We start from the raw sequence: 26,717 nt of genomic DNA on the forward strand, positions 1-26,717 counted from the left end.
CCTTAACTTGCTACTCCTACGAGCTTTGACTTTAGGGAAACCATACCCAAATCTTGCGAAATTGCCAACGCTTCCCCTTCCAGTTGAAACGCCTGTTCCACATCCTTCGGGCGTCCCCTTCGCCTCAATGCGGATGCATAAGCTGCCTTGCTGTGAGCGATCCAGGGTGGGCATTTCATGCGAGTGTCAATTTCTATAGCCTTCTGGAACATCTTCTCAGCAGCATCCCAGTCTTTCAAAACCGTGCCCAAACTGCCGAGGCGTCGTGCCGCCGCACCTGCGCACACCGTCGTTGCCCCTGCAGTAACCGTCAGTTCTTCGTACGGAGCCAGTAAATCATAGAGCGTCTTGGCATGTTCCTGATGTTCAATGGCGACACATATGTCAGTCAAATAAGATAAGGTCGTTGAATACATAGCGTCGAGTGGAAGATCGAAGCCATTGTCGGCCATTTCATTCAGTATACGTTCAGCGGGTTCCTTGTACCCGAGCTCGGCCGCGATAAGGCCAAATCCTGGTCTCCACGAAATGTCTTCGGGACTGTCCGTCATCAATTTCTTGATCACAGGCGCGACCTCGTGCAGCCGGTTTTGCTCGCGGCGGATAGTGAACATCTGAACCCCGTAGACGCCCTCTACATGCTCCCCATGGGTCTTTCGACCGATCTTCACGGCCTCGGTGGCGTGTTTTTCCGCTTGGCCAAAATCGCCGTCCATAATTGCAACCATGGCCTGTGCGTGTTTCTGAACCCAGTAGAGTTGCAAATGATTGTCCTTTTCCGAAATCTCGGTGAGCAAGCCCAGAGAATGGTCCATCAACTCACGGTCTGCCATCTCGGCACCTACAAACAAGCTGAGAGTCCGGTCTCGACCCTGGTCGATACTGCCAAGATGCTCGGCCACACCATGCATAGCCTCCAGATTTTCGCGCCAATGGCGGGTTTCTCTTCCCTTACGCGCAACAAAGGGTGCCCCAAAATGCATCATCATTACTGAGAACTGGGATTTATAGTCGCCTAATTTTGCGGCCAGTTCCATGGATTGCTGGCCGAAGCGGGCACCTTCGGAAAACTGACCTACAAACATATGGGCGCGCGCAAGTTGGCTCATCAATCTGCACCGACGGACTTCATCATCATCGGGCAAACCTTTCAGCGCATTATCACAGAGTTCGATCGCTTCGCTGTGCCTTTCGCTGGACATCATGCAAGAGTCAGCGAAGTGATTGGCTGCGTCAGCCGCTAGCTCCACGTTGCACACCGCCCGGGCCGCGTTGGAAGCGTCCTTCAGAACTGCTATCCCTTCTGGCAATTGGCCTAGACTGTCATGGCTGCGGCCGACCAGAATCTTGCCTTTGATCAATTCTGTATTGGTGTCTGAGGCAAGTTTTTCGGCTGCTCTTAAAGTTTCCTTGGCGTTCGTCATCGCTTCTTGGCTCGCGGATCGCACCAACGCCATTTCTGTCGCAACCTGCCATTTTTCAAACGCGGCACTCCAGTCCTCAGCCTCAGATAGGTGGCGCGCGATCAGTTCAGGGCGGCGCTCAATCTCAGATGACCTTATCCGCATCAAAGCACGCGCGACGTCTGCGTGCTGTTGTCTCCGAGTTGAACTCAACATGGATTGATAGGCGGTATCGCGAATAAGTGCATGGCGGAAAACGAAGTGCCCGCGATTGTGCCCGCTTTCAAAGATCAAACCTGTTCGCGAAAGCTCTTCGAGCCATTTGTTGATATCAGATTCTTCAAAGCCTTTCGCGGCACATAGTATGCCCGGCTCAAACTCCCGACCAATAACCGAACCAGTAAGGGCGACCTGTTTTGCCTCTGGCGAAACTGCGTCGAGCCGCGCCATCAACGCGCCTTTCAATGACGATGGTATGTGGCCTTGCCCCTGCTCGCCGGATTCGACAATGGCTCGGGTCACTTCTTCCACGAACAAAGGAACCCCATCGGTTTTTTCAACTATTGTAGAGATCAGAGCGTCGTCCGGTCTCTTGCCTGTAATATTTTCGACAAGGTTTGAGACATGCGCAGAATCGAAACGGCGCAAAACCAGAGACTGAACGTGTGTGTCCCCATCATCACGGGCCAATTCCCACCCAGGTCTGTGGGTTATCAAGATCATCAGAGGAAGATCGGTGCATATCGACTTAAACCGCTCCAACAATGCTTGTGTGGAAGGATCGATCCAATGAGCATCTTCTACGCACAGCATAACCGGACGTACGCTTGACCGCACCTGCACCGTGTGGATCAATGTTTGGATTGTTATGTCGCGCTGCTCCTGCGGTGACATCTCGAGCACCTTTTGGGCGAGGGCACTACGAGGTGCGACCAACGCTGCAAAGACAGGCAGAACTTGTTCCCAGTCCAACCCTGGCCGTCCTTCAAGCATCTTTTTGACATGCTCAAGGATCATATTGTCATCAAAGTCCGGTTCAACACCCGCATCCTGGGATATTCGTTGGGCTACCGGATGAAATGGGCTGCTGCTGAGATAGGGGGAACAGTTCAGCCTTATGACATCGACTTGGTCGTTCTCGGTGATTTCCGCAAGGATTTCCTCTGTAAGCCGTGATTTTCCAATCCCGGCTTCACCGGAGAGCAGTACAACATCTCCGTGACCATTTTGAGCACGTTGCCATGATTGCAGTAGGATACCCTTTTCGTAGTCCCGACCAATCATGACGCTGTCTACATCGTCTCGATGTGAGGCGCGAAACCGGCTTTCCGCGCTGCGTTCCGACACCACTTTCTGCAGAATACGTGGTTTAGCAAACCCCTTTAACTCAGCCTGCCCAAGAGATTTAAACTCGAATATCCGATGCAAAGCTGTCTCGGTTTCCTCAACTGACAAAACGACTGAGTTTGGCTCTGCATGTTCTTGAATCCGTGCCGCAAGATTGACGACCGGACCAGTCATGGCCCCCTCCTCATATGTATCTTCGCCAATGGTATCGCCGACCACAACATCACCACTCGCAACTCCCAGTCTGACTGACAAAGGCTCTCCGTCAGGCGTTTTGAGTTCTTTAACACGTTGAACCGACTCAAGACTGGCTTTTACCGCCCGAATTGCGTGATCTTCATAAGCCTGCGGCCATCCGAAAAACACGAGAAGACCATCGCCCAAGTACTTTGCAACGTAGCCACCATATCGGCTTACGGCTCCTGCAACGGCATCTTGGTAGTTCTGTAGCAAGTCCCGCATGTCTTCGGGATCAAAGCGATTGGTAAGCTCAGTCGAACCTACAAGATCGGCAAACACAACAGTTACATGACGCCTCTCTGCAGTAGGCGGTTCAACATGCTTTTGTTTGCGCAGATCATCACTTTGTGAATTGTCTGAGGTGGGCGCTTGTTCGCCTTCGGGCGTTTTTTGACGAGCTGCTTGTGACGGGGAGGTTGCGTTCTGTTGGTCGACTAGCTCGTGAATTGCGGCAAGAATGATTTTGCGATGACCAAGGCTTACTCCGAGCTCTTTTAAGTCGTCGCCAGATAGTAGTGGCAGAACACGCGCATCGATATCGTTTTCCGCAAATACATCTGCGTACTGACTCAGGTCGAGATCGTTTAACCATTTGTCTATTCCAGCCGACATCCTTGGATCATGCTGAGATACGCGGCACTAATCAAGAAAACGCTTTCAAAATGAACTGACTATTCAATGAATGGGGTCTGTTTCATTTTCTTCAGGTCACTCTACAATTCCGGCTCTTGCCACTGCGTTCTAGATTTACACGACTGGCTGATTGGCTGCACTCCTTTGATGTTTTGCCATTAACGGCGACTTTGTCCGCATGGCGGTCATTTAACGCAAATAATCCAAAGTCTGGTATCCGAAGGAGCGGCCGTTCGCGCCTAAACTTCGGAACCCGTTTTGAGATGACGAACGGCTGCTGCCGTCCGTCAAACCGTCAGATGTCGATCTTCTCCGAGATGCTCAACGCGTCGTCGAGTTCGACCCCAAGGTACCTGAAGCGCGCAATCTTTGCTGTTTGGCCTTCGACCGTGGCGAAGGCGATGAGTAAGGTCATTCCGATTCTCCCAAAAATCGGTCTGAATAGATTGCTTATTATGAATAAGTGACCTGCGTTGCCCTTGATCTTCATCAAAGGCGTTTCATAAGGGCATATCTGGATCGTTGCGGTATGCTCATGCTGTCCACGCGGAGCATGTTTTTAAGGAAGTTTGTGACGGCATCCATCTCCATGAAAACCTGCCTTTTCGGCCGGCGGCCTTGAAGCTAGCCAACCCCTGGCGGTCTAGCTTTCTACCTTAAGCAAAAGGCCAAGACAGCAACGAAGATTGAAATACTGATCAACCACACTGCGAGTTTCACTTGTTGGCGTGCGGGCAGGTTTCTGAGCGGTCTAATCATAGTCAAACCTTTCAGACAAAATCCGGTGTGACGCGGTGCCCCGCTCAATCAGATGATCTTCGACGGTGTCCATCATGGCAGGGGGGCCGCAGAGAACAAAAAGCCAGCTTTCAAATTGATCAGAAGACAAATTGCGGTCCAACAGATGACCGTCGATCAAGCCTGTCTCTCCGGACCAATCCTCTGGCGGCTCGGATAGAACAAATACTGTTTCTTCTTTGGACAACTCCTGGCGAAAAGCAATCTGCTCCTCCACCCGGTTGCCATAGATAAGCTTGAGATCGTACTGTGTTCCACTCAACCGTACCTGACGTACAATGCTCAACATGGGCGCGATCCCGACACCACCTGCGATCAGAACAATGCCTTTCTCAGTTCGGTGGCTGATCGACAGATTTCCGTGCGGGGCATCCAGATAGGCCGTGGTTTGCGGAGCGATCTGTCCGAGGCCGCATGTGAAATCCCCAAGCTCCTTAATCACGAATGAAACTTCGGGGCCTTCGGCTGGTGCCGAACTAATCGAGAATGGGTTCTCATGCAGCGAAAAAACACTGTGGCCAACGTTTAGCCAAGCAAATTGCCCTGCTTCGAAGTTTAGTCCGTTGTGACCATCTGGAACGACGCGCAACTCCCATTGCTTCGGTGTTAGTCGAGACACAGACGTGACGCGCCACGGTCTTTTTCTCTGACGTAAAGGGCGAACGAGATAGACATACAGCAAAGTTCCAACTGCAATACTGGTTAGGGCAAGCCAGAGATAGGTTAGTAGCGGATGCCCACCGTAGCGCCCAGCATAGACCGTGTGATGCAACAGCAGGCATGCGATCACCAAGGCTCCCAGCCCGTGTAAAAGGCGCCATGTTTCGTATTTGTAATCAAGGGATTTGCGGGCAATCGCCGAGGCGACCAAAATGAACAGCAATAAATATGCGCCGATGCCCGATACTAGCACAGAAAAGTCGGTCGAAATCGTAAGTTGGTTTGTTTCATCCCACGGGCGGCGTCCGCCCGAAGGCGTGCCCTGATATAGCAGCGGGTGTATCAGCGCAAAGCCGAGTGCTGTACGCGCCATCAACTGATGCGCTCGCATGGTTACATCCATACCCAGACCGGAAGAGATGAACCTGAACCGCCCAGACAGCAGGAACTCGACTAAGATTATTGAAAAAGCAAGCATTCCAAGCCCGGACGCGAGCTCTTGATGAAATGATCGTGTTGGCCATCCCAAAGACCAAGAAAAACCCAAGGGAGCCAAGATCAGCAAAACGTAAATCAGTGCCAGATAAGGCCATTTCATACGGTTTTGCTCCACTGCGCTAAAGGTAGGCAACTCGGGCTCGTTCAAAATAAACGCTAAGCTGACCTGGGATTCCGATCAAGACTACTGAGAATGGTGCTAACTCCACCACGACGTGGCAGGTTTAGTGGACGACGTTTCCCGTTTCTGTTCGTTCAGCCGCTGCGTTCGATCTGGCTGATGCTGAGGTTGCATGTTTGCGCAAGATCAAGGTCCTTGACCGCTTTTCCTGTCATAAGGTTGCGCGCGTGAAATCAGGCCAAAGGAGGAGGCTCAAAATGTTAGAAAACAAAAAGTCCCCGCAACTTTTCACTGGAATGCATCCGCTCCCTGACAACTTTCGGCGTGAAATGGAAACCCTGATGTCGCGTTTTTTTGGGGAAGGATCACCCTTCCTGCCGATGGAAACGGCTGCGCAACGCACGGGTTTTCCGTCTCTTGACATGACGGGTGCGATTTCACCGGCAATCGATGTCCAAGAAACGGATTCTACGATTGTCCTGACGGCTGAATTGCCAGGGCTCGAAGAGGATGATGTGGAAATTGAAATCAAGAATCGTAGGCTAATCCTGCGCGGTCAGAAGAAGATTGCGCATGATGAAACGGGCGATCTTCGTGTCAGCGAAAGAAGCTATGGCAGCTTTTCCAGAGCCATGTCGCTGCCAGACACTATTGAAATCGACAAGATTTCAGCAACATTCGACAAAGGCGTTTTGCATATCGAAATGCCGAAGACTGAGCCTCAGGATCCAAGCCGCAAGATCAAGGTATCGTCGAAATAGACGGTTTGGTGGATCGATACAGTGCTTGAAAAGATCAAAGTAGAGGGTCGATCGTGGATCGACCTTCTTAGAGTTGCGTCCTGATAAGTGTCTTTGGTTGAATCCGCGCAGGCACCGCAAGTATCTGTAAAAATGTTTTTTGCACATTCGTACCAGGCCATGGGTTTGGCGTTGAAGCGTGGTAGAACGCCCTCACGCGTTTGGGTAGGGGGCCACAATGCGAAAACCAGAAGAGAGTGGTATGACACCCTCAGGACATGCTGGTGAAGGTGAGGTGCGGGCCTTTCTCGAGAGCCTGACCGGACCATCGCGCGGCTACGTGAACTGGCTGGTCGATAAAGCCCTGACCGTTTCTGTTGACGATGGCAGGGTGTTAAGCCTTCGACCTAAAGACGACCTGCCTCCGCATGACAACGATATTGCCACCTTACAGTGGGCTGACGACGGCTACACGATAACCGCGTCAGCAGGGCGCAATGTATGGGTGAACGGACAAAAAGCCTCATCGGCGTCTCTTAACCATGGCGACATGATCGAGTTCGGCGAAAAGGGCCCTATGTCTCGGTATAGGTTGTGCGATCACTCATTTCCCGCGTACCATACAGTCGAGGATATCCTCAGTGATGCATATGCTTACACCCGAACGAGCCGTCGACCTTTCGCTAAAAAGATGTCTGGTGCCCTGCGCGACAGCGGGCGGCGGCTTGCCTCTCAAACCACGATATTGTTCAGGATCACAGTTCTTGCGACGCTTCTTGTGATCGCGGGGTTTGGGTACCTGCTTTACCAAAACGACCGGCGCTTGGCGGATAGTATCGAACAGGAGTCCCGCAAGATCGAAGCGGTCGCTGTTATGCTCGCTCAGACGCGAGAAGACGTACTTACGCCTGATGACTTTGCTTCATTGCGTGACGCTTTTGAGAACCAGGTCTTGTCGACTGAACAACGTCTTGGAACCTTGGAACAACGGGCGGGAGCACCCACGCGCGTAATCGCTGCCTCGATTCAATCCGTCGCGTTCATTCAAGGGGCTTATGGGCTGCGCCACGTGGAAAGCGGGAAGATTTTGCGGCACGTGTTGGGACTGAACGGAGAAAACCTGAAGACCCCGTTTGGCCAGCCTTGGATCGAACCGGACGGGACAGGCGAACCTGCAGAATTTCAATTCACCGGAACGGGCTTTTTGATCGCTGGGGTGCCGTTGATGGCCACCAACCGCCATGTTGCGTTGCCATGGACATCAGGGGATCGAGAGAAGGCGCTGAGAGACGCCGGTCTCGAGCCTGAGATGTTGAGGCTGCTGGCCTATTTGCCTGATCAAACGGAACCAATAGAGGCGCGTTTGGTTCGGTTCAGTGAAGCGGCAGACTTGGCTATTTTAGCAGTTGAACCAAGCCGCGTTCACGACCTCGGCATTCCGTTGGCGGATGCCACGTCGCTCGTCGGTGAAGAGCTTTACCTGTTGGGATATCCAACGGGCCTGAAAGCTTTGATTGCGCAGGCTGGTCCGGGCTTTCTGAAGGAACTGGCGGCAGAAGGAACGCTGAACTTTTGGTCGATCGCGTCCCGGCTTTCTACTCAAAGCAAGATTCACCCGCTGGCAAGCCGGGGGATCGTTGCACGGACAAGTGAGAGCGCCATCGTTTATGACGCCGAGACCACGACCGGTGGGAGCGGGGGGCCAGCATTGAATCGGCGGGGCGAGGTCGTTGCGATCAATGCTGCGATCCTGCCCGAGTTTGGTGGCTCAAACATCGGCGTCCCGGTTTCACATCTCAGAGCTCTGCTGAGAGAGGTCGAAAGCCAGTGATCATTCACTCGTTCGGAAGCGCGAGTTTTGAACGAAAAACACTGTGGCCAGCGGAACGATCACCGAGATCACGGCTACGGAGATCAGCAAGTATCCAAGTTGACTGTAGTCCGCGGTAGACGTGACCTCACCGGTCTCTGGATATGCGACGGCGCGTGTGACGACGTATATTTGGTTGAGGTATTTGGTGCTGAGGCTGCTCGCCGACAAAGCCATGTTTGTGAATGATGCCATCACCGCAAAAAAGGTCGCTTTCAACTGAACAGGGGCATTGCGTGCAATCCAAGCCAACATCGGGACCATAGCAATCTGTCCAAGCGGCGACTCAACAGCTGTATCAAGAATGGCAATGAACCTTGCGTCGACAACTCCGCCGGTATGCGCCGCCGTCCATTCGTGCACACCGTAGTAGAGGGCAAGGTTAGGCAGGGCGAGAACGCCCGCCGCAATCGTTAGCAACACCACCACATGCGCAATCGAGCGGTTGGCCATAAATGGTCGAAGGACGATTAACCCGAGCAGGGCCAGCATCGAAGTCAACAAAGCCAGAATTGCCAGGAATTGCTCATCGAACCCCAGTTCATCGATTTCAAACCAAGTCAGGCCTGGTCCCGGCAGAGGAACGGCACGAAATACAAAAATGATTGTCGCTGTCCCGATCAAGGCTTTGGCTTGGGCTGGTTCCAACTCCTTCAGCAGACGCGACATGAGGTAAAGGATCACCGTCAGGGAAACCGCAAAAACGGTCTCTTGCGCGAATTCGAAATCTGCGGTTCCCAGCACGATGCTGAGCACAACGAATGCAAGGCCGCCGAGCAATATGGACCATTTGACTTCGGTGGCTTCATCCGGCGTATGTGGCGGGTGGCCGCGCCTAATAAGCTGACGCTGGATAAAGCTGTGAAGAACGACTCCACTAACGGACAACACCGGGATGGTCAGAGCTATCAGATATACTTGGCCATAAAGCGCAAGGCGTTCGGATTCTTGCAGTTCTTCGGTTCCAGAGAAAACCCAGATGTTTACAGCCGCAACCGCCGCAAACCCGGAAATGATCGAAACTCTGCCCAAGGTCTGCATCGTTGTGTGCTGTGCACGAGTTTCTTCCGGCGAAAATGGTGCGCCGTTCTGGTCAACCTTTGACACCGCCTCAACCGTCATGGCGTCGGCAACAACGTCCTGAATTGCATAGCCCGAAGGCGCCAAGAGCAAGGCAACAACATACCAGTCTTCCAGCGGCATGAAACTGGACATCTGCGCAGGTGCGGTCACGAGCCCGTACATGGTGAGCAAAGACAACGTGATCAAGGACGCGCCGAACAAGATCAGCAGGGACTTCCAGCGCCAAAACAGGTCCACGACATGACCAAGCGGCATTTTTAGTATCCATGGGATACCAGCCCAAAATGCTAGCCCTGCAACGAAAGAGGCGGATAAATCGAGGTAGTCTTTCAGGAAAAAAGCACCAACGACCGAGGTCAGGCCGGACACGCCGGCCGCAAAATAGACCATCAATGGCGGCAGATAGGACCATTGCAGCTGCTGAACCAGATCCACAAACGTTCTATGCCACCAGGCCGAAAGTTTTGATCCTATGGAAGTTTGGTCAGTCGTCATATGCCGTGGCAGCTAGTTGAGGCCTTTGGGTCGTTGTATCAGTTAGAGAAATCCAGATCCGAAAAGCAATGCACTGGTGATCACCCCAAGGATCGGTATCACAAGAGGAACGCGGAAGTGCTTTGCGGACTCGTCCGGCTTCATCTTCAGCAGGATCAGCGAAATATTGACCAGTACAAAGACGCCGAGAACGATCTGAGACGTGCGCTCTGCCAGAATACCAAGCGGTATAGTTTGGGTCAGCAAAACGATGATCGCCACGACCAGCAAAGTAGCGATAACTGGTGTCTGAGTTGCTTTTGGGACAATCGCCAGAACCTTCGGTAAATGGTTACGGTCAGCCAGGCCGTAGATCACTCGCGAGGCCATAATCATCTGGATCAGTACTCCATTGACTGTCGCCACAATCGCGACCGCGGAAAAGCCCTGTTTGATCACCTCGGGGGCGTTTGAAAACACAAGCGCGAGGGGTGCTGCGGTTGTCGAGAGAACATCGATCGGAACAACAAGTAGAACCGTCATTGAGGTTCCCAGATACAACACGGTCGCCAGAACGAGGGTTAGTAAAATCGCTTTTGGGATGGTGCGCACGGGGTCTTTGACCTCTTCCGCGACATTGGCCATGTCCTCGAAGCCAACAAATGCAAAGAAGGCGAGAATTGATGCTGCGAAAATGCCTCTCCACGCGTCGAGTTCAAGTGGCGGAAGCATCAAACTGATCCCGTATCCTTGCGGATCCTGAACCGACATACCCCAGCCAATCACAAAGAGAAGGCCTGCGATCTCGATGATCGTAATGACGGCCGCAACAAAGACCGATTCAGTGATCCCCCAAAGCGCGATTAGACCCATGATCAAAACGACGCTGATGGTCAAAACAGGAATCGCAAAACCGGTTAAAGCATGCAGGTATGATGCTGCGCCAATTGCAACTGCAGAGGCAGAGATAATCCCCGAAGCCGCGACCGCGAGGCCGACGAAAGCCGCCATCCATCTTTTCTGAAATCCCGCTTCAACATAGGCCGCTTCACCTGCGCTGACGGGAAATCGAGTTGCGAGTTCTGCATACGAAAGCGCGGTGAGTGATACGACGAGCGCGGCTACAACGAACGAAAACGCTGCAAACGGTCCAGCAATGTCTGCTGTCGCGCCGACTAGAACATAAATGCCCGCTCCGACCGTTACCCCAAGGCCGTAAAGCGTGAGCAACGGTGTAGTAAGGGCCCGCCTGAGTTTCTGTTCGTTTGGATCAACAGAGTTCATAAGTGATTTCCGCCAACTGCCCACTCTGAACGTCGTCAGTGGCGTCCTTCTCTTTTTGTCTCGATTGGCGCAGTGGCTTAATCCTATGGTCAAAGCTGCACCGAATGCCGTGTGTCTCAACCTGGGCACATTGGGCGCCAATCAACTAACTGGGGGCTCGCCATCACTCCTGCCGAGCCCCCGTGGGTGGAACTTCCACTCCTTCAAAATTCCATTCACCTTTGTGTTTACTTGGGGACAGGACGGTGAACGTAGAATATGTTGAAACATTCGGATTTCACTATGTAATTCATGTTGGTGCTTTGATCTATGTCAATCACCTCGCTGCGTCGGGTCTCCGAGGCTGAACGGAACCCAACTGTCGTTTGTCGTCGGACTTAAAGGCAAAGCAAACATGTTCGACGGTTTCAGATTTAGGGTGGAAAGCAATTCTTGACGCTTCGGAACCTGTTACCAGTCTTGGGCTCGGATGGATGCGCTCAGATGGTTGCATCGCGTGCCTTATCACCTCTGACGAATTCTCAGGTATATGAACATATTGGAAGGAGAACCGTCTGCGCGCAAGGGTGGTGAGGTCAACGATGAGGTGGTGTAGTTTTAGGCCGGCAGGAATAAATTAGGCGCGTACACCAAACGCTATTCGACTGAAACGCCAATCCTCGTACAGGAGCGTCCAAAATGAGCAAGGTCAAAGTGCTTTCTTAAGGATGCCTTATAATTAGATCTTCTTCCGGGGCAGCAAATTGGAGGAGCATATGCAGATTTTTCGAGGGATTTTACTGGCACTGTTCGTCACGGGGCCCGTACTAGCGCAGGAGGTCAGCGTTGATGAGGGAAGTGATTTGTACCGGACGTATTGCTGGCAATGTCACGGTTTCGAAGCAACCGGAGACGGGCCAATGGCGGAAATGCTGGCTATTCGAACACCTGACCTTACCAAATTGGCAGGCGAGAACGGCGGTGTGTTTCCGATAGATCTTATAGCTGAACAGATTGACGGTCGTTCACAATTGCTCGCGCATGGGGGCGAAATGCCAATCTTTGGCGCGGTGTTTGAGACAGACCAACAAATCGCGGTGGCTCTGCCTAATGGGCAACCTATGATGGTAGGCCTGCCGTTGGCGAATTTGCTCGCCTTTCTTGAATCGATCCAGTCTGAATAGTTACTGACCAATCTGCTCATCTGTGTCAGCCGTTCGTCTGATTGACATGAGAGTCAACGGCGGCCCCAACACCTCGAAGGCCACAGCACTGGCTAGAGTAAAGGCCATGATCGACGCGGCCCAATGTGGAAATTGCTCTCCGGCGACGAGGGCCATTCCTACCGCGACACCGGCCTGTGGTAACAAAGCTGGGCCGTACCAGCGGGTCTGACGGCTAGGCAGGCCGCCAAGTCTCGCTCCGCAATAACCCCCGACGAGGCGGGCGACGGCGCGCAAGAATAGGAAAAGACCACCGGCCCAGCCCATCAAACCGAAGGCTTCAATCTCCAGCGTGGCGCCAGCCAGTAGGAAGAACAAAATCATGAACGGCCACTGAATGTGCTCGATCTCATGAAAAGCACGGTCGTGATGGCGGGCAAGATTCCCAATAACTGCGCCAGCAACCATGCTTGCGACAAGGAACGAAACTTCTAGCCACAACGAAAGGCCTGCTGTCAGAAACACGATTCCCACCGCTTCGGCTTGCATTGGCTCTCCCGGCTTCAAACGGCCGGTGAGGTAAGCGGATGGCACGCCTAGCGCGGAACCCAACAAAATAGCCCCTCCGAAATCCCACATCGCTGTGGTCGTGACGGTGGCCCAACCATCCGAATGACCGGCCAGAAGCAAGGCGATGCTGAAAACGATCAGACCCCAAGCGTCATCAATTGCGACTACGCCCTTTAATGTCTCGGTGAAGCTGTTGGACACCCCAGATTGCTTGATTACGTCTGTCATGGCGGCCGGAGCCGTAGCCGTAGCAATTGCCGCCAGCACCAGTGCCAACCCGAAGGGTACGCCGATTGCCGTCAATCCAGCAGACACGATAACAAGGGTTGCAACCACGATTGAAATCGAAATCGTCAGAATGGCTCTGCCATGCCGAACCAAGTTCTCGCGGGTTAAAGAACCTCCAAGAAGAAACGCGACCATCGTTAAAGCCACAATGGAAATCTCGTCGAACCACATTGCAACGTCGAGTGGGATCAAACGCATTCCGGCGTTCCCGGCGATCAGACCGAGGAAAAGCAAGGTTGTAACACGAGGAAGATGGGTGACCCGGCCTAATTGATCGGCCGCCAATCCGGCAAGGAAGAGGACACCTAGGGTAATCAGAAAGCCGGCAATGTGCATAGAGATCCACGCGTTAAGTTCTTGTCTAAAATACTTTAACTCCAACCCTGCCATCTTGGTACCGATGTCGAAAGAATGCCAATGTCCCGTCGCAGCCTAAGCCGAAGATCCTAAGAAATGGGGGATATTGATCTGTATTAAGGCGAAAGCGCGCCGCAGGTGGCACAATAGCTCATTCAGGAAATGAGGAGGGACTTTCGATGCCGACAAAGAAATCTAGCACAAATAGCCCGACCTCACTTGTGGATGTTTTCAAGCAAATGCAGCCGCCCATGTCTGGCAATCCAGCCTTCGGTGCCCAGATCGAACAATTTTGGGACGCACAAGAAAAAATGCTCGAAGAAACAGAGGCCTTTGCGCAGCATTGGTTCGAACGGCGTCATGAGGCGGTGCGGACGGCTCTACAAGCTGCACGCAAAGTGTCTTCTGCGAACCCGTCCGATCCATCGAAAGCCCTTCAGAGTGTGACGGAATGGCAGCGCCATTCGGCTGAGCGGTTGGTTGCTGACGCGCAGGAATGGTTCGAAACCGTGTCTCGTTGTGTATCCTATATCGCTGAAACCGAAGCTGAAGCTGTTGAGAAAACAGTTGATGACGTTGCAGCCGCTACAAAGAGCGCGGGGAATTCTTCAAAGTCCGAGCCTGTTTAGGGTTCGTGCCGCCGAAAAACCAAACTGAAATCATCGGAGCAGTAGATAGGAGGTCAAATGTACAAGAACATCCTGATCCCGGTTTCTCTGGACAAAGAACACGACACTCAAGCGTCGTTTAAGGCTGCGCGCCAATTGGCTGATGCCGACGCTGTTTTCACCGTTGTGCACGTCCAAGAACCTATTCCGGCATATGTGGATTCTCAGATTCCAAGTGAAGTGCTTGCACATACGCGGCATGAGATATTGGAGAACCTGCATAACACTGCCTCTGAAATTTCAGACGCGAAGGTACAGCTCATCTCCGGGCATGCGGGTAGGGCAATTGTCGACTTCGTAAACCAGAGCGACGCCGATTGCATCGTCTTAGCTTCGCATAAGCCCGGATTCGAGGACATATTTCTAGGTTCCACTGCGAACAGAGTCGTGCATCATGCCAAGTGCTCGGTTCACGTAATTCGGTGATCCAAAGCTAGCGATGCGAGATCTCTATGGGGTCTTGTCAGAAGAACTTGGGTAGAGCGCTGCAGGGCGGTTGCGTATCTTTTGCTCATTAGCAGACCTGCCTCTTTCAAGTACTTAAAAACCAGTCTCGAAATCATCCGCCTTGCGGAGATGTTGTACATCCGTTTCACGCTCATTCTGACGCCAGCAAAGCACATCAAACTGCAATTGGTGCAAGTACCGCGAATCCACACTTCGTCCGCAACGTAGACGTTTCAGCAAGTTGCAGCGAACGTCCGAGTTGCGGACATTCCCGACCTTCGTTGCTCTCAGACCAACGGCAGCTCTCGAGGGGCACAGCAAATATGATTGATTGCGAGCGCCAACACCCCTTCAGCCGAAAAGCGAGAGCGGCCTCCGCTTAGAAAGACCGGTTACGCCCGATATCAGGACAGCGACTTGACGAGGAGAACCCAGTTTTCTGTTTCGGTCGCCCAGCCGTCTTTTACGCATGGGGCTTTGTCCAACTCAGTGTATCCCTTTCGCTCGTATAAACGTCTGGCTCCCACGTTTTCATCGGCGACAATAACACTCATTGTGTTGTATCCTGCGTCGCGGGCTATCTCGTCGGCGACTTCAAGTAATTTTGAACCAAGTCCCTGACCACGGGTCTCTGGGTAGCAAGCCAGAACATTGACATACCAGCTGTCCAACGCTTTGTTTTCCAGCTCCTGCAAGGGACGGAACAAGGCTGGGAAGTCATCTCCAATTTCTTCTGGTTCAGGTCCGATCCCATAGCCTGTAAGACCGGCAACCGCCCCGTTGCCAAAGTCAACTACGACCACTTGCCCCTCTCGTGCCTTTTCAGCCTGTCGCGCTCGACCGACTGCCCAGGCATCCTCGCCATCTTGTGCCAACCCGGTCCAGACATGGAGCGGTAGGCCTTCGCCTGCAAAGTTCACCAAGTCCGCAAGTGCATGGGCATCAGCTTCAACGGCTAATCGCAAAGGCTTTTCAAGTGATATCACTTCTCTCACTCCAACGAGTTTAAAGTTTCATAGACATCTCATGCCAAGTCATTCCTCCATGGTCGGAAGTCGATGGCTGTAAATAACTGTATCCAAACCCCTCGTAGAGTGGGATGTGATGCTCTTTGCACATGAGGTGGATTGTCGACTTACCCATCCTTTTCATGCGCTCCACGAATTCGACCATCAAAGACCGTGACAGACCCTTGCCCTGATGCGCGGGATCAACAACAACGGACATTATAACGACGTTTGGTGCGTCGGGGTCATGTCCGACAAGCTCCTTAAATTCCTCATCAGACATTTCGACTTCATGGGCACATCCGCAATTTATAAAGCCAACAATCTCGCCTTTTTCCTCAAGAACGAGGAAACCATCGGGATAGACCTCGATCCTCCTGAAAATCTTTTCGAAGGTTGCTGCTTCGTCGCCTTCATAGGCAGCAGTTTCGATCTCAAAGCACCGAGCTGCGTCGGAAGGTTTGGCGTTTCGGAATTCGTTCATGCGCCTACACTATTCGTGATGCATTGAGTTGCAAAGATGCCGTTCGTATCCTCGCAGTATTCCGAGGGTATGGGCTCAGAGCGGTCGTTCGCTGCGTTCCGTCTCAATGACCGCTCTGCGGACAAACCGCCAATTCGCTTCAACTGCGCCAAGGTCTGCATTGGAAAACCAAACTATCTTGACATCAAACGGCATATCGAGATATTTCGAATTATGGACATTGAAAAATCGATATCAGCTCTGAACAATCCGACGCGCCGCCAGATTCTGGAGTGGCTCAAGGATCGCGCGAACTTTCCGCCAGCCTTACCGGGGCACGAAGACTTGGAGGGCGTCTGTGTTGCATACATTCAGGAAAAGGCGAAACTGTCGCAATCCACGATCTCAAACTACATGGGTTTGCTGAAGCAAGCAGGCTTTGTGAAAGCGGAGCGCCACGGGCAATGGACTTTTTATCGCCGTGACGAAGAAAGCATTCAGGCGTTCCTTACCGCTGTCCAAAACGAACTTCTAAAGCCGTAAAGCATACTGTTGAGCGCACTTGAACCGAATTGCGGCCCATTAAACTGATAAATCGAAATATTCCGATGGAGGGATGACATGAAAACTCAAGATGCAATTGACCTTCTGGCACAACCGTTGGAGTTGCCCTGTGGGGCTCGCCTAAAGAACCGCTTGGTCAAATCGGCCATGTCTGACTCCCTTGGCGATGGTGCGGGAAACGCGACCCAAGCTCAGATGCGGCTGTACGAACGATGGGCGAAGGGTGGTGCCGCGCTGTCGCTGATTGGTGAGGTGCAGACCACGCCGGACTACCCAGAAAAACCCGGCAACCTTGTTTTGGTTCCGGATGCCGATTTGCCCGCTTTGCAAGAGCTAGCGAAACGCGGCTCAGCGAATGGAGCGCATATCTGGCCGCAGCTCGGGCATGCAGGTGCTTTGGCGCATGGACCGATCAGCAACCCCAAGGGACCGTCTCCGCTGGATGTTGAGGGTTTGAAGTGCGACGGCATGTCTTTGGATGAAATCCACGATCTGCCCCGATCCTATGCACAAGCTGCTGCCCTTTCACAGGAGGCCGGGTTCGGCGGTGTCCTGATCCATGCCGGGCACGGGTTTCTCTTCAGCCAGTTTCTGTCACCGCTATTCAACCACAGGACAGATGCCTACGGCGGTACGGTCGAAGGGCGTTTCCGCATCATCGGCGAAGTGATTGACGCCGTGCGCAAAGCTGTCGGGCCAGCCTACCCGATTGGCATCAAGATCAATTCTACAGACATGCTCGAAGGTGGTTTGATGCAGGACGACGCGCTGGAGGTTGTGCGAATGCTCGACGCGACAACGGTGGACCTGATCGACGTGAGCGGCGGCACTTATTTTCCCGGCGCTGAATCAAGCTCTGATGGTGCCTCCTCGTCCGGTCCCTATTTCATAGACTTTGCCAAACGCGCCAAGTCCATCACATCCATTCCCATTATTTTGACCGGCGGGTTTGAAACCCGTGAGCAGGCAGCCAAAGCCATTCAGGATGGTTGTGCCGATGCCATCAGTCTTGCACGCGCAATGGTTTTGGACCCGTCGCTCGCAAATGCTTGGCTAAGTGACGCAGGAGGCGATCCTGAATTTCCAATGTTCGACGCGCCACCGCGCGGAGGTGTCACCGCGTGGTATTCGATGCGCCTGACAGCACTGGGTGAAGACAACGAGAATACTTTCTCTATGGACCCGAAGGCCGCAATGGACGCCTACGAAGACCGAGACGCGCAGCGTTGCGTCGTTTGGCGCGAACGGTTTTCGGATTCCGCAAAGTCACGCTGATAATCGGAAAGGGAGTCACGAAAGGAACGCTCAGGTAGGTCGGAAGAGGAGAACTAATTATGCCTTGGGAAGCAATATCGGAAGTTACACAGATTATTGGTGCCTGTGCACTGGTTATTTCGCTGATCTACATCGCAGTTCAGATCAGGTTCGCGCGGCTGGCGGCGGCAGATACTTCTCGAACGGCCAGGGGTGAGGGCGTCCGAGAGATTGATCTTGCAATGGTCAACAATCGCGAGTTGCGCGAGAACTGGATCAAATCATCCAATCTGAAACCGATTTACGAAGAGTTAGGTTCCGAGTTGGACCTAAGCGTCGATGCCACGTTACAAGTTGATACGATTTGTCAGGTCTGGATGAGGCTACACTGGGGCCAGTTTCAATCTATCACGGTGCCCGAAGACCTGAACGATTTGGAGCGGCTCGTGGCTGCGTTCTACTCAGCACCCCCTATGTCGAATTGTTGGGAGAAGAGCCCATACGGAAAGAAAATCTACGATCCAAAATTCGTAAGATTTATTGAGGAAGCTGTTGTGAAGGGCGGCAACTGATTTGATGCGAGCCCGTAGCGCCAGGCGGTCGCTCCTCAAAATGCTGACGTTCGAACGCAGCGCAGCATTGGGTAGTTTGGGCTCAGAACAGTCATTTGCTGCACTTGGCGTGAGCGGCTGATTTTGAGCGCGAAGCAGACGTTGTTCTTTCTAAATGACGTAGCCGCTTTTGTTTTGTCCGCGCTACGCCGCCCGCTCCTTGAAGCTGACAGACTTAGCGATTACATACCAATCGTGGGCGGACAGCCCGCAATTCCCCCAAACATGATGACGCTCCTCTACCGAGCTTTGCCCGTAAGTCGCGGAAGACCGCCGGGGTATGGACCGCCCGAGACATGCTTGCGACCGGTGCCAATGGTCTGGGTCTAGCGCCGATCCACTGATGAGCCTAAGGCAGGGCGAAACCAACAGCATCCAGAGCGTCACGAAAATCGTGATCACCAACCCCGCCTTGGGGTGGTCGCCGGTGGCAACAGCCAACGGGATGCGCATCAACATGATGAATAGGAGACATCACATGGAGCAAGATATCCAACTTGAAGCTGCCGCAGCAAGGCACATCGTCCTGATCGCTATGGCCTACTGTGAAGCCCAAACAGCAACGAGCGGCGAGGAAAGCCCGATTGTGCATGACCGGCAGTGGCAGGCCTGCTGTGGTGTCGCTGCGCGCTTCCTGAGCGATCCTGAAGCTATGACACCGCAACTCTGCCACCATGAATGGCGGCTCAGCCAAATGCGGCACAGTCATCCGCAGATCTGGCCTGCTGCCGCATCTCGCACTTGGGATGAACTCGACCCGATGGACCAGTATGTCGAGCGGGCTGGTTTGGCAGCAATGCGTCAGGCGCTGGACGAAACACGGAGGTCCTCGCGGGGTCGCACCGCAGCGCTGCAATGAACGTCGGGCGTTAAAAAGCAGCATTATGCTTGATGTGAACAACAGAAAATATACAGACGGACGAGACACAAAACATCCCAACCTCCCAACCAAACGCCCGACAGGGAAGTTGGGAGGTTTTATTGCATGTCCACCCAAAACGAAATGGCCGGCCTAGTTCGTTTGGCCTCGTTACAAGCTGTCCCACTTTAAATCAGGCCGTCTTGAGGATAGCAATTTCGAACCGAGCGCCTTTGCTATTGGGTCCTGGAACTAGACGGGGCCCTACATGACGCAAGCGTCGAGCGAAGCTGTTGCGCGCAGGAATTCGGCTGTCCGATACACCTTCTGCGGCACACCACTGACGGAAATTCGAATACAGATCAGCAACAGTGACGACGTTGTTTGCCTTGATGGATAGTCTCTCTGCCGCCCACGCACGAACCCGGTCCGCATCCCTCATCCACGCTTCCTTGGCTATGCGCGATGTCATGGGATCCGCCATGCGCCGCGTGGTCAAAAGTTCCGCAGCCGCAACCACGACAAGATGTAGTAGAAGATACGCTCTCTCTCTAGTTCGGTGTAGGGGCCAAGTTCATTTCTACGCGCCTTTGCTTTCTTTAGTACTTCCGTGAAGTGCTCATGCACCTTTGTGCGCAGTTCGCCGTGGTTCATGCCCGATATTTCTATGTGCTTTGTTATTGTGTCGCCGCACACTGCAAGACGCCGTGCCAGAGTGCCAGCCTCTTTAGGGCATCTCGTACGCAAAGACACCCGAATGGTCCTACGTGTGGTGCTTGGTCTGGTATGGGGTTTTGGTCTTGTGTCGGGCAATGGCCAACGAAAGTAGTAGATGTCATGTCTGGACATTGAGAGATACGCATGCAGCTTCATTTTGTGTCACACCTGTGTGTCACACCGCTCTAATGCTTGCTATCCAGTTGTATTGTTAGGTTTTGGTGGAGCCTAGGGGAGTCGAACCCCTGACCTCTTGCATGCCATGCAAGCGCTCTCCCAACTGAGCTAAGGCCCCATAAAGGTACCGTCGGAACGGTGGACGGACGTTTATGAGACGCCGTCGATGAGTGCAAGTCCTAAAATCGGAATCCGCAAAAAATTCAGACCGACCTCGCAGGCCGGGTCGAGGCGGCGGGGCCGCCTCGGGATCCATCAGTTTTCGTCTTCTGACGACATGTCCTTTATATCGTCTAGTGAAACGTTGTCGCCGTCGTCATCGTCGTCCAGCAGATCGTCATCCAATTCGACATCGACATTATCGTCATCATCCAAAACGATGTCTTCGTCCGACGACGCTTCGCGCGCCTTGACCGATGCGGCATCTTCAGCATCCGCGGCGATCATCCGGCTTTTTCCGGTATCCAGCTCCACGACCTCGCCCGTATAGGGGCTGACGATCGGGTCCTTGTTCAGGTCGTAAAACCGTTTGCCGGTTGTCGGGCAGACACGCTTTACGCCCCATTCTTCCTTGGGCATATCAAATCCCCTTGATATCAGGTGAATCTCATCAATGATTCAGGTCACCTGCCACATGCGGCAGGCACTGTCAAAGCCTTTGCGCAAAGGAGGCCCACCCATGGGGCGACACGCATTGCCCGGAACACCTCCGGTGACGCTGACACTGCGCAGATCGGCGCGCGCACGGCGGATCAGTTTGCGAATTTCCCAATTGGATGGACGGGTTACGCTGACCTACCCGACAGGGGTGGCTGAAGCCGAAGCGCTGAATTTCGCACAGCAGAAAGAGGGCTGGATCCGCGGGCACCTGCAGGATCGACCCAGCATTGAAGCAGTTGGCGTAGGGCAGTTCATTCCGATCGAGGGTACGGCGCGGCGAATCGTTCCTGCATCGGGGCGGAGGGTCTTGCTGAGTGGCGATGCGATCGGGGTTCCGCCCGGTGCCGAAGCACGGCGACTAGCGCGGTTTCTAAAAGAGCTTGCCCGCGATCGTCTGACCGGTGCGTGCGATGATTACGCGGCGATGCTGGGGCGGTCGTACAGTAGCCTTACTTTGCGCGATACGCGTTCGCGCTGGGGGTCGTGCAGTTCTGCGGGCGGGTTGATGTTCTCGTGGCGGTTGATCCTCGCCCCGACAGAGGTTCTCCATTATGTGGCCGCGCATGAAGTGGCGCATCTTGCCGAAATGAACCACTCACCTGCGTTCTGGGCGCAGGTCGAGCGTATTTTTGGCCCTTACAAAGAACCACGCCGCTGGCTGCGAGACAACGGGGCTGAACTGCACAGATATCGCTTCGACTCCGTCGCTTGACCTCAGCGCGATTTGTGATCACATAAACTCATGTTAACCTCACGCCCCGCCGAGTCTCATACGGCAACCCATGATCGCGTTTATCGCGCCCTCAGATCCCGCATCATGCATGGAGAGATTGCCCCGGGGCAGGCGTTGACGCTGCGCGGGATTGGCAAGGAATTCGGTGTGTCGATGACTCCCGCGCGCGAGGCGGTGCGACGTCTGGCGGCAGAAGGTGCTTTGTTCCTGTCCACCTCCGGTCGGGTATCAACGCCGGAACTCACGCGCGATCGGATCGAAGAGCTGGCGGCGCTGCGCGCGCTGCTTGAGGTTGAACTGGCCAGCCGGGCCCTGCCGCGCGCGCATATGGCGCTGATTGACCGGTTGCAAAGCATCAACATGGCAGTAGCCGAGATGGTCACGAAACGCGATGCAGTGGGATATATCCGTGCAAATCTGGAATTTCACCGCACGCTGTATCTACGCGCGCAGGCCCCCGCGATGCTTGCCATGGCCGAAACCGTCTGGCTGCAACTGGGTCCAACGATGCGTGCGCTATATGGTCGGTTGCGGAGGACCGAGCCACCGCACTACCATCGCCTGATCATCGCTGCGCTCAAGGCCGGGGATGAGCCCGGTTTGCGACTTGCTGTACGTTCGGATGTGACACAGGGGTTGCGGCTGCTTGTGACCTGAGCGGCTTGTTGCCTATCTCTCTGTTCAGGTGATTTCGAATGTCGCTTTGCTGGCCTGAGCGACAGGGCTGCGCTATCCTGAGCGCAAATCACAACAAGAGCAGATTTAATCATGATTAATCGACGAATGTTCTCCTTCGGGCTTGGGTCAACCCTGTTGGCGGCCTGTTCCACAGGCACCGCACCCAACACTGCTCCGGCTTCGCGGATGCGTGCTGTTCCGAACGCCGGATGGGATGCCTGGGTGGCCAGTTTCAAAAACCGGGCAGCGTCTCAGGGCATTTCGCAGACGACCCTTAACCGCGCGTTTCAAGGCGCAGGATATCTGCCCGAAGTGATCGAACGCGATCGCAATCAGGTCGAATTCAAACGCTCGCTTGAGGATTATCTGGCCATTGCCGCGTCGGACGAGCGGATCAGCACCGGCAAACAAATGCTTGTGCGGCATGCAGGAACCCTGTCGCAGATCGAAGCCCAATACGGTGTCGACAAAGAGGTCGTCGTGGCTGTTTGGGGCCTAGAAAGCCGCTATGGCGCACGGCGGGGCGATGTGCCGGTGATCTCGGCAACGTCGACTCTGGCCTATGACGGGCGGCGCGGAGCGTTTTTTGAGAAGCAACTGGTGGCGGCGCTGAAGATAATTCAAGAGGGCGATACGACCCCGGCTAACATGACCGGCAGCTGGGCCGGAGCGATGGGCCACACACAGTTCATTCCGACATCTTACCTTGCTTATGCGGTCGATTTCACCGGCGACGGGCGGCGCGATATCTGGTCCGATGACCCAGCAGATTCACTTGCGTCAACGGCTGCTTATCTGGCACGTGCCGGTTGGGTGCGAGGGCAGCCTTGGGGCGGTGAAGTCGGCACGGTTTCGGGCACGCCGGCGGCAGTGCTGCAACCGCAGACGCCCGGCCCACGTATTGCTGTGTTCCGCAATTTTCAGGTGATCAAGCGCTACAACAATTCGGACAGCTACGCGATCGGCGTAGGTCATCTTTCTGATCGCATTGCTGGCGGCGCGCCGTTCCAAGCGTCATTCGGGCCGGATGCGACCGGTTTGACGCTGGAGGATCGTAAAGAACTGCAGCGCCGCCTGACATCCGCGGGCTATGACACACAAGGCGCAGATGGTGTTATCGGCAAGAATACTGAGGCGGCAATTAGCGCCTACCAGCGCGCCAACGGGTTGTCCGTGACTGGCCAGCCTTCGGTGGCTCTGTTGCAGCGGTTGGGTGGCTGACGGGTTAAGCCGCCAGCCCTTTCGAACCGATATCCAGGAACTTCTGACGGCGGTCCTTGATCAGGGCTGCCGCGTCTTTCCCATCAAGCTCTTCCAGCATCGAGGCAATTGCAGACCGCACGGCTTCGACCGCCGCCGGGCGGTTGCGATGTGCACCGCCCTTGGGCTCGGTGATGATGTGGTCACAAACGCCCAGCTTGTGCAGATCCTGAGCGGTAAGGCGCAACGCTTCGGCGGCCTCGCGCATTTTTTCGGCATCTTTCCAAAGAATCGACGCGCAGCCTTCGGGCGAAATCACCGAGTAGACCGAATGCTCCAACATCGCTACGCGGTTCGCAGTCGCAAAGGCGACCGCGCCACCAGAACCACCTTCGCCGATGATTACGGACACCAAAGGAACGCCAATCTTTAGGCACATCTCGGTTGAGCGCGCGATCGCCTCGGACTGGCCACGTTCTTCCGCCCCCTTGCCGGGATAGGCCCCAGCTGTATCGATCAAGGTGATTACCGGCAGGCCAAAGCGGCCTGCCATTTCCATCAGGCGTACGGCCTTGCGATAGCCCTCGGGGCGGGCCATGCCGAAATTGCGTTCAATCCGCGATTTGGTATCGCTGCCTTTTTCGTGGCCAATCACCATGACGGGTTGATCGTTGAACCGCGCCAGACCGCCAATTACCGCCAGATCGTCGGCAAAGTTCCGGTCACCGGCCAGTGGGGTGAATTCGGTAAACAGCGCATCCACGTAATCGTTGCAGTGTGGACGTTCAGGATGACGCGCCACCTGACATTTCCGCCATGGGGTCAGATCGGCATACAGCTCATCCAGAAGCTTGGCGGCCTTGGCATCCAGCGCGGCGGCCTCTTCCGTCACATCCATTTCTTCATTGGCACGGGCCAGCGCGCGCAGCTCTTCAGCTTTGCCTTCGATCTCGGCCAGCGGTTTTTCGAAATCCAGATACTGGGTCATGACGCCTCTCAACGCGGAAGTTCCCTGCTATATGACCAAAGGTGGTCCGGGATGCAACTCAGCAAGATTTGTGGTCGCGGAATATGCGACCACGGACGGGCAAAGAGAAGGAAGGATACCGATGGCCGCCAGCTACGAAGATCGCGTGTTGCGCGTGTTGGCCTACATCCATGATCACCTCGCCGGGGATCTGTCGCTGGATGCTTTGGCCGAGGTCGCAGCCATGTCGCGGTTTCACTGGCATCGCGTGTTTCGCGCCATTACTGGCGAGACCTGCGCGCAGGCCACCCGTCGGATACGCCTGCACCGTGCCGCCTGCTGGCTGGTGCAAACAGACAGACCGGTTACGCGGATCGCGACCGACATTGGCTATCCGAACCAAAAATCCTTTGCGCGGGGCTTTTCCGAGGCTTACGGCAGCAGCCCCACCGCGTTTCGACGTGCGGGGCAAATACTGCCGGCCCATCCAATGTTCAAAACCGGAGGATATCCGATGCATCCCGTAACAACCCGAACCGAACCGTCCCGCCGAGTCATAGCGCTGCCACATAAAGGGGCGTATGCCGAGATTGGCCGTAGCTTTGAGGCCTTTGGTGCCCTGTGCGAATCCCGCAAGCTGTGGCCGCAAGTCGGCCCGATGATCGGGCTGTATCTCGACAGTCCGGACGATGTGCCCGAGGATGATTTACGCAGTTTTGCAGATGCTGAATTCTGCGGTGATGATACGCCCGAGGGGATGGAAGACCTTGAAATTCCGGGTGGCAAAACAGCGGTGCTGACCTTCAAGGGCCCTTATTCCGGCCTTCACGGCGCGTATCAGACATTATTTGGCAATTGGTTGCCCGAGTCTGGCGAAGAACCTGCGGACCATCCGTGTTATGAGATCTATCTCAACGATCCACGAGAAACGGCCCCCGAGGATCTGTTGACCGAAATTTGCCTGCCGCTCAGGTAACCGAGTTCGGCCACAGCACCGGATAGAGCGAGGCCACAAGCAGGGCCGCCATCGTCCAGTTGAATGCCAGCAATCGGTGCGGGTTCGTCAGGATTCTGCGCCATTTGCTGTCCAAGAACCGTCCAGGTGCTGACCGAGGGCAGGTTGATGGCTCCGAACACCAGCGCGACCAGCAGAATCGCGTTGATCGTTTGGTCGGGCGCATAGGCGGCTGTCGCGGTCAGCGCCATCGCCCAGGCTTTTGGGTTGACCCATTGGAAGGCTGCAGCTTGCAGAAACGTCATCGGGGTGCCCGCAGCATCGACACCTTTAGCGGGCGCTGCATGGGCGATTTTCCATGCCAGATACAGCAGATACAGAACCGAAAGAACTTTCAACACGGTATGACTAATCGGATACCGGTCAAAGACTTGAACCAGACCCGCCCCTACCAGAAGCACCATAAAGGTGAAGCCCAAACCGATACCCAGCATATGCGGGATCGTGCGGCGAAAGCCGAAATTCGCACCCGATGCCATAAGCATGAGATTGTTGGGTCCTGGCGTGATTGACGAGACAAAGGCAAATGCGATCAGGGCCATCAGGATATCGTACGTCATGGCTGCATTTTCTCGCTGAATCCGGCAAATGAAATTGCGTATTCGTGCGCTCTAAGGTTAATGTTGCAATAAATGGCGAAGATTGATCAGATCAACCAACATATATTGCAAGAGCTTTCGCGGGACGGTCGCATCAGCAACCTCGATCTTGCCGAGCGGGTGGGCCTGTCGCCCTCCGCTTGCTTGCGCCGGGTGCAGGAGCTTGAGCGGGCAGGGATCATTTCCGGCTACCGAGCAGTGCTGAACCCGGCGGCGCTGGGGGTGGGTTTCGTTGCCTATATCGGCGTTGGTCTGGGCGAGCACACAAAAGCGGCGCAGGAAGGGTTCGAAAGGGCCTTGCAACAAGCGCCCGAAGTGGTGGAATGTCACAACATCACCGGCACGATCGAATACCTGTTACGGGTCGAATGTGCCGATTTGCCCTCCTACAAAACCTTCCACACCGAGGTGCTGGGTACACTGCCGCATGTGACCTCGATCACCTCATATGTTGTGATGGGATCGCCTAAGGATATGCGTGCTTGACCATCAAAAAGTGATTTTTAACCATCTTGCGAGGTCAAAGTTCAGCGCCTAGTGTCATCTCAACAGGATCGTCGGCAGGGATTAACCCCGAAGCAGGCGCAAAT

23 protein-coding genes, 1 tRNA gene and 2 pseudogenes are annotated in these 26,717 nt (G+C 54.4%); 15 read left to right on the forward strand and 11 right to left on the reverse strand.

Annotated features, from left to right (window positions below; genetic code table 11):
- Window positions 1–2: 2 nt before the first annotated feature.
- Window positions 3–3,602: an adenylate/guanylate cyclase domain-containing protein gene (locus AC1DFB_RS01180; RefSeq protein ID WP_480921944.1), complete on the reverse strand. Its 3,600-nt coding sequence runs from the start codon at window positions 3,600–3,602 to the stop codon at window positions 3–5.
- Window positions 3,603–4,374: 772 nt separating this feature from the next.
- Window positions 4,375–5,679: a ferredoxin reductase family protein gene (locus AC1DFB_RS01185; RefSeq protein ID WP_480921945.1), complete on the reverse strand. Its 1,305-nt coding sequence runs from the start codon at window positions 5,677–5,679 to the stop codon at window positions 4,375–4,377.
- 278 nt (window positions 5,680–5,957) lie between these two features.
- On the opposite strand from AC1DFB_RS01185, the gene AC1DFB_RS01190 reads away from it, so the two are divergent.
- Together AC1DFB_RS01190 and AC1DFB_RS01195 are read left to right on the forward strand one after the other, a co-directional pair.
- The gene (locus AC1DFB_RS01190; RefSeq protein ID WP_170514295.1) at window positions 5,958–6,461 is read left to right on the forward strand and encodes an Hsp20/alpha crystallin family protein; all 504 of its coding nucleotides are present in this window, start codon (window positions 5,958–5,960) and stop codon (window positions 6,459–6,461) included.
- A 241-nt stretch (window positions 6,462–6,702) separates the two neighbouring features.
- Window positions 6,703–8,271 carry a trypsin-like peptidase domain-containing protein gene (locus AC1DFB_RS01195; protein ID WP_480921946.1) on the forward strand — a complete coding sequence of 523 codons (1,569 nt, stop codon included), beginning with the start codon at window positions 6,703–6,705 and terminating at the stop codon, window positions 8,269–8,271.
- On the opposite strand, the gene AC1DFB_RS01200 is transcribed toward AC1DFB_RS01195, so the two are convergent.
- Window positions 8,272–9,828: an MFS transporter gene (locus tag AC1DFB_RS01200; protein ID WP_480921947.1), complete on the reverse strand. Its 1,557-nt coding sequence runs from the start codon at window positions 9,826–9,828 to the stop codon at window positions 8,272–8,274.
- 102 nt (window positions 9,829–9,930) lie between these two features.
- A complete protein-coding gene (locus tag AC1DFB_RS01205; RefSeq protein WP_480921948.1) occupies window positions 9,931–11,292 on the reverse strand; it encodes an APC family permease in 1,362 nt (453 codons plus the stop codon).
- 614 nt (window positions 11,293–11,906) lie between these two features.
- Between AC1DFB_RS01205 and AC1DFB_RS01210 the strand changes: the two genes are divergently transcribed.
- A complete protein-coding gene (locus tag AC1DFB_RS01210; protein WP_141138522.1) occupies window positions 11,907–12,314 on the forward strand; it encodes a c-type cytochrome in 408 nt (135 codons plus the stop codon).
- On the opposite strand, the gene AC1DFB_RS01215 is transcribed toward AC1DFB_RS01210, so the two are convergent.
- Window positions 12,315–13,541, reverse strand: a complete 1,227-nt coding sequence (locus AC1DFB_RS01215) for a cation:proton antiporter (protein ID WP_480921949.1) — start codon at window positions 13,539–13,541, stop codon at window positions 12,315–12,317.
- A 146-nt stretch (window positions 13,542–13,687) separates the two neighbouring features.
- Here AC1DFB_RS01215 and AC1DFB_RS01220 point away from each other — a divergent pair, with 146 nt between their 5' ends.
- The 3 genes and pseudogenes from AC1DFB_RS01220 to AC1DFB_RS01230 form a co-directional block, all read left to right on the forward strand.
- On the forward strand, window positions 13,688–14,137 hold the full coding sequence (locus AC1DFB_RS01220) for a phasin family protein (RefSeq protein ID WP_480921950.1): 450 nt from the start codon (window positions 13,688–13,690) through the stop codon (window positions 14,135–14,137).
- A 57-nt stretch (window positions 14,138–14,194) separates the two neighbouring features.
- Entirely contained in the window at window positions 14,195–14,602 is a 408-nt protein-coding gene (locus AC1DFB_RS01225; RefSeq protein WP_480921951.1) for a universal stress protein, read from the forward strand.
- Window positions 14,603–14,689: 87 nt separating this feature from the next.
- A pseudogene (locus tag AC1DFB_RS01230) lies at window positions 14,690–14,782 on the forward strand (IS6 family transposase); the annotation flags it as partial.
- Between the two features lie 245 nt (window positions 14,783–15,027).
- On the opposite strand, the gene AC1DFB_RS01235 reads toward AC1DFB_RS01230, so the two are convergent.
- Both AC1DFB_RS01235 and AC1DFB_RS01240 read right to left on the reverse strand, forming a co-directional pair.
- Window positions 15,028–15,609 (reverse strand): N-acetyltransferase family protein, encoded by a 582-nt coding sequence (locus tag AC1DFB_RS01235; protein WP_480921952.1) that lies wholly within the window; start codon window positions 15,607–15,609, stop codon window positions 15,028–15,030.
- 19 nt (window positions 15,610–15,628) lie between these two features.
- Window positions 15,629–16,114: a GNAT family N-acetyltransferase gene (locus AC1DFB_RS01240; RefSeq protein WP_480921953.1), complete on the reverse strand. Its 486-nt coding sequence runs from the start codon at window positions 16,112–16,114 to the stop codon at window positions 15,629–15,631.
- Between the two features lie 36 nt (window positions 16,115–16,150).
- Between AC1DFB_RS01240 and AC1DFB_RS01245 the strand changes: the two genes are divergently transcribed.
- From AC1DFB_RS01245 to AC1DFB_RS01260, 4 genes are all read left to right on the forward strand, one after another.
- Window positions 16,151–16,636, forward strand: coding sequence for an ArsR/SmtB family transcription factor (locus AC1DFB_RS01245; protein WP_480921954.1), 486 nt, complete (start codon window positions 16,151–16,153; stop codon window positions 16,634–16,636).
- Between the two features lie 78 nt (window positions 16,637–16,714).
- Window positions 16,715–17,932, forward strand: coding sequence for an NADH:flavin oxidoreductase/NADH oxidase family protein (locus AC1DFB_RS01250; RefSeq protein WP_480921955.1), 1,218 nt, complete (start codon window positions 16,715–16,717; stop codon window positions 17,930–17,932).
- A 59-nt stretch (window positions 17,933–17,991) separates the two neighbouring features.
- The gene (locus tag AC1DFB_RS01255; RefSeq protein ID WP_480921956.1) at window positions 17,992–18,483 is read left to right on the forward strand and encodes a hypothetical protein; all 492 of its coding nucleotides are present in this window, start codon (window positions 17,992–17,994) and stop codon (window positions 18,481–18,483) included.
- A gap of 517 nt (window positions 18,484–19,000) precedes the next feature.
- On the forward strand, window positions 19,001–19,381 hold the full coding sequence (locus tag AC1DFB_RS01260) for a hypothetical protein (RefSeq protein WP_170402011.1): 381 nt from the start codon (window positions 19,001–19,003) through the stop codon (window positions 19,379–19,381).
- A gap of 936 nt (window positions 19,382–20,317) precedes the next feature.
- Here the strand turns inward: AC1DFB_RS01260 and AC1DFB_RS01265 are convergent.
- Together AC1DFB_RS01265 and AC1DFB_RS01270 are read right to left on the reverse strand one after the other, a co-directional pair.
- Window positions 20,318–20,393, reverse strand: a tRNA-Ala gene (locus AC1DFB_RS01265).
- 137 nt (window positions 20,394–20,530) lie between these two features.
- Window positions 20,531–20,854, reverse strand: a complete 324-nt coding sequence (locus AC1DFB_RS01270; protein WP_170402007.1) for a TIGR02300 family protein — start codon at window positions 20,852–20,854, stop codon at window positions 20,531–20,533.
- Window positions 20,855–20,954: 100 nt separating this feature from the next.
- On the opposite strand from AC1DFB_RS01270, the gene AC1DFB_RS01275 reads away from it, so the two are divergent.
- The 3 genes from AC1DFB_RS01275 to AC1DFB_RS01285 all read left to right on the forward strand — a co-directional run bounded on the left by AC1DFB_RS01275 (window position 20,955) and on the right by AC1DFB_RS01285 (window position 23,567).
- Window positions 20,955–21,647: a M48 family metallopeptidase gene (locus AC1DFB_RS01275; protein ID WP_480921957.1), complete on the forward strand. Its 693-nt coding sequence runs from the start codon at window positions 20,955–20,957 to the stop codon at window positions 21,645–21,647.
- A gap of 30 nt (window positions 21,648–21,677) precedes the next feature.
- Entirely contained in the window at window positions 21,678–22,325 is a 648-nt protein-coding gene (locus tag AC1DFB_RS01280) for a GntR family transcriptional regulator (protein ID WP_170395556.1), read from the forward strand.
- Window positions 22,326–22,436: 111 nt separating this feature from the next.
- Window positions 22,437–23,567 (forward strand): lytic murein transglycosylase, encoded by a 1,131-nt coding sequence (locus tag AC1DFB_RS01285; protein ID WP_480615327.1) that lies wholly within the window; start codon window positions 22,437–22,439, stop codon window positions 23,565–23,567.
- Window positions 23,568–23,571: 4 nt separating this feature from the next.
- Here the strand turns inward: AC1DFB_RS01285 and AC1DFB_RS01290 are convergent, their stop codons facing one another.
- Window positions 23,572–24,534, reverse strand: coding sequence for an acetyl-CoA carboxylase carboxyltransferase subunit alpha (locus tag AC1DFB_RS01290; protein WP_170395560.1), 963 nt, complete (start codon window positions 24,532–24,534; stop codon window positions 23,572–23,574).
- 121 nt (window positions 24,535–24,655) lie between these two features.
- Between AC1DFB_RS01290 and AC1DFB_RS01295 the strand changes: the two genes are divergently transcribed.
- Entirely contained in the window at window positions 24,656–25,489 is an 834-nt protein-coding gene (locus AC1DFB_RS01295; protein ID WP_480922635.1) for an AraC family transcriptional regulator, read from the forward strand.
- On the opposite strand, the pseudogene AC1DFB_RS01300 reads toward AC1DFB_RS01295, so the two are convergent.
- A pseudogene (locus tag AC1DFB_RS01300) lies at window positions 25,482–26,088 on the reverse strand (LysE family translocator). The gene AC1DFB_RS01295 and the pseudogene AC1DFB_RS01300 overlap by 8 nt on opposite strands.
- A gap of 72 nt (window positions 26,089–26,160) precedes the next feature.
- Between AC1DFB_RS01300 and AC1DFB_RS01305 the strand changes: the two are divergent.
- A complete protein-coding gene (locus AC1DFB_RS01305; RefSeq protein WP_170513733.1) occupies window positions 26,161–26,613 on the forward strand; it encodes an Lrp/AsnC family transcriptional regulator in 453 nt (150 codons plus the stop codon).
- The last annotated feature ends 104 nt before the right edge of the window (window positions 26,614–26,717 follow it).

This window comes from Ruegeria sp. S84 (assembly GCF_056583445.1).

Coding starts and splice junctions, on each gene's coding strand:
- AC1DFB_RS01275 (WP_480921957.1), top strand. CDS start 20,955: ATGGGGCGACACGCATTGCCCGGAACACCTCCGGTGACGCTGACACTG.
- AC1DFB_RS01250 (WP_480921955.1), top strand. CDS start 16,715: ATGAAAACTCAAGATGCAATTGACCTTCTGGCACAACCGTTGGAGTTG.
- AC1DFB_RS01245 (WP_480921954.1), top strand. CDS start 16,151: ATGCCGTTCGTATCCTCGCAGTATTCCGAGGGTATGGGCTCAGAGCGG.
- AC1DFB_RS01295 (WP_480922635.1), top strand. CDS start 24,656: ATGGCCGCCAGCTACGAAGATCGCGTGTTGCGCGTGTTGGCCTACATC.
- AC1DFB_RS01180 (WP_480921944.1), bottom strand. CDS start 3,602: ATGTCGGCTGGAATAGACAAATGGTTAAACGATCTCGACCTGAGTCAG.
- AC1DFB_RS01185 (WP_480921945.1), bottom strand. CDS start 5,679: ATGAAATGGCCTTATCTGGCACTGATTTACGTTTTGCTGATCTTGGCT.
- AC1DFB_RS01255 (WP_480921956.1), top strand. CDS start 17,992: ATGCCTTGGGAAGCAATATCGGAAGTTACACAGATTATTGGTGCCTGT.
- AC1DFB_RS01305 (WP_170513733.1), top strand. CDS start 26,161: ATGGCGAAGATTGATCAGATCAACCAACATATATTGCAAGAGCTTTCG.
- AC1DFB_RS01285 (WP_480615327.1), top strand. CDS start 22,437: ATGATTAATCGACGAATGTTCTCCTTCGGGCTTGGGTCAACCCTGTTG.
- AC1DFB_RS01225 (WP_480921951.1), top strand. CDS start 14,195: ATGTACAAGAACATCCTGATCCCGGTTTCTCTGGACAAAGAACACGAC.
- AC1DFB_RS01260 (WP_170402011.1), top strand. CDS start 19,001: ATGGAGCAAGATATCCAACTTGAAGCTGCCGCAGCAAGGCACATCGTC.
- AC1DFB_RS01220 (WP_480921950.1), top strand. CDS start 13,688: ATGCCGACAAAGAAATCTAGCACAAATAGCCCGACCTCACTTGTGGAT.
- AC1DFB_RS01190 (WP_170514295.1), top strand. CDS start 5,958: ATGTTAGAAAACAAAAAGTCCCCGCAACTTTTCACTGGAATGCATCCG.
- AC1DFB_RS01290 (WP_170395560.1), bottom strand. CDS start 24,534: ATGACCCAGTATCTGGATTTCGAAAAACCGCTGGCCGAGATCGAAGGC.
- AC1DFB_RS01280 (WP_170395556.1), top strand. CDS start 21,678: ATGTTAACCTCACGCCCCGCCGAGTCTCATACGGCAACCCATGATCGC.
- AC1DFB_RS01240 (WP_480921953.1), bottom strand. CDS start 16,114: ATGAACGAATTCCGAAACGCCAAACCTTCCGACGCAGCTCGGTGCTTT.
- AC1DFB_RS01215 (WP_480921949.1), bottom strand. CDS start 13,541: ATGGCAGGGTTGGAGTTAAAGTATTTTAGACAAGAACTTAACGCGTGG.
- AC1DFB_RS01210 (WP_141138522.1), top strand. CDS start 11,907: ATGCAGATTTTTCGAGGGATTTTACTGGCACTGTTCGTCACGGGGCCC.
- AC1DFB_RS01195 (WP_480921946.1), top strand. CDS start 6,703: ATGACACCCTCAGGACATGCTGGTGAAGGTGAGGTGCGGGCCTTTCTC.
- AC1DFB_RS01270 (WP_170402007.1), bottom strand. CDS start 20,854: ATGCCCAAGGAAGAATGGGGCGTAAAGCGTGTCTGCCCGACAACCGGC.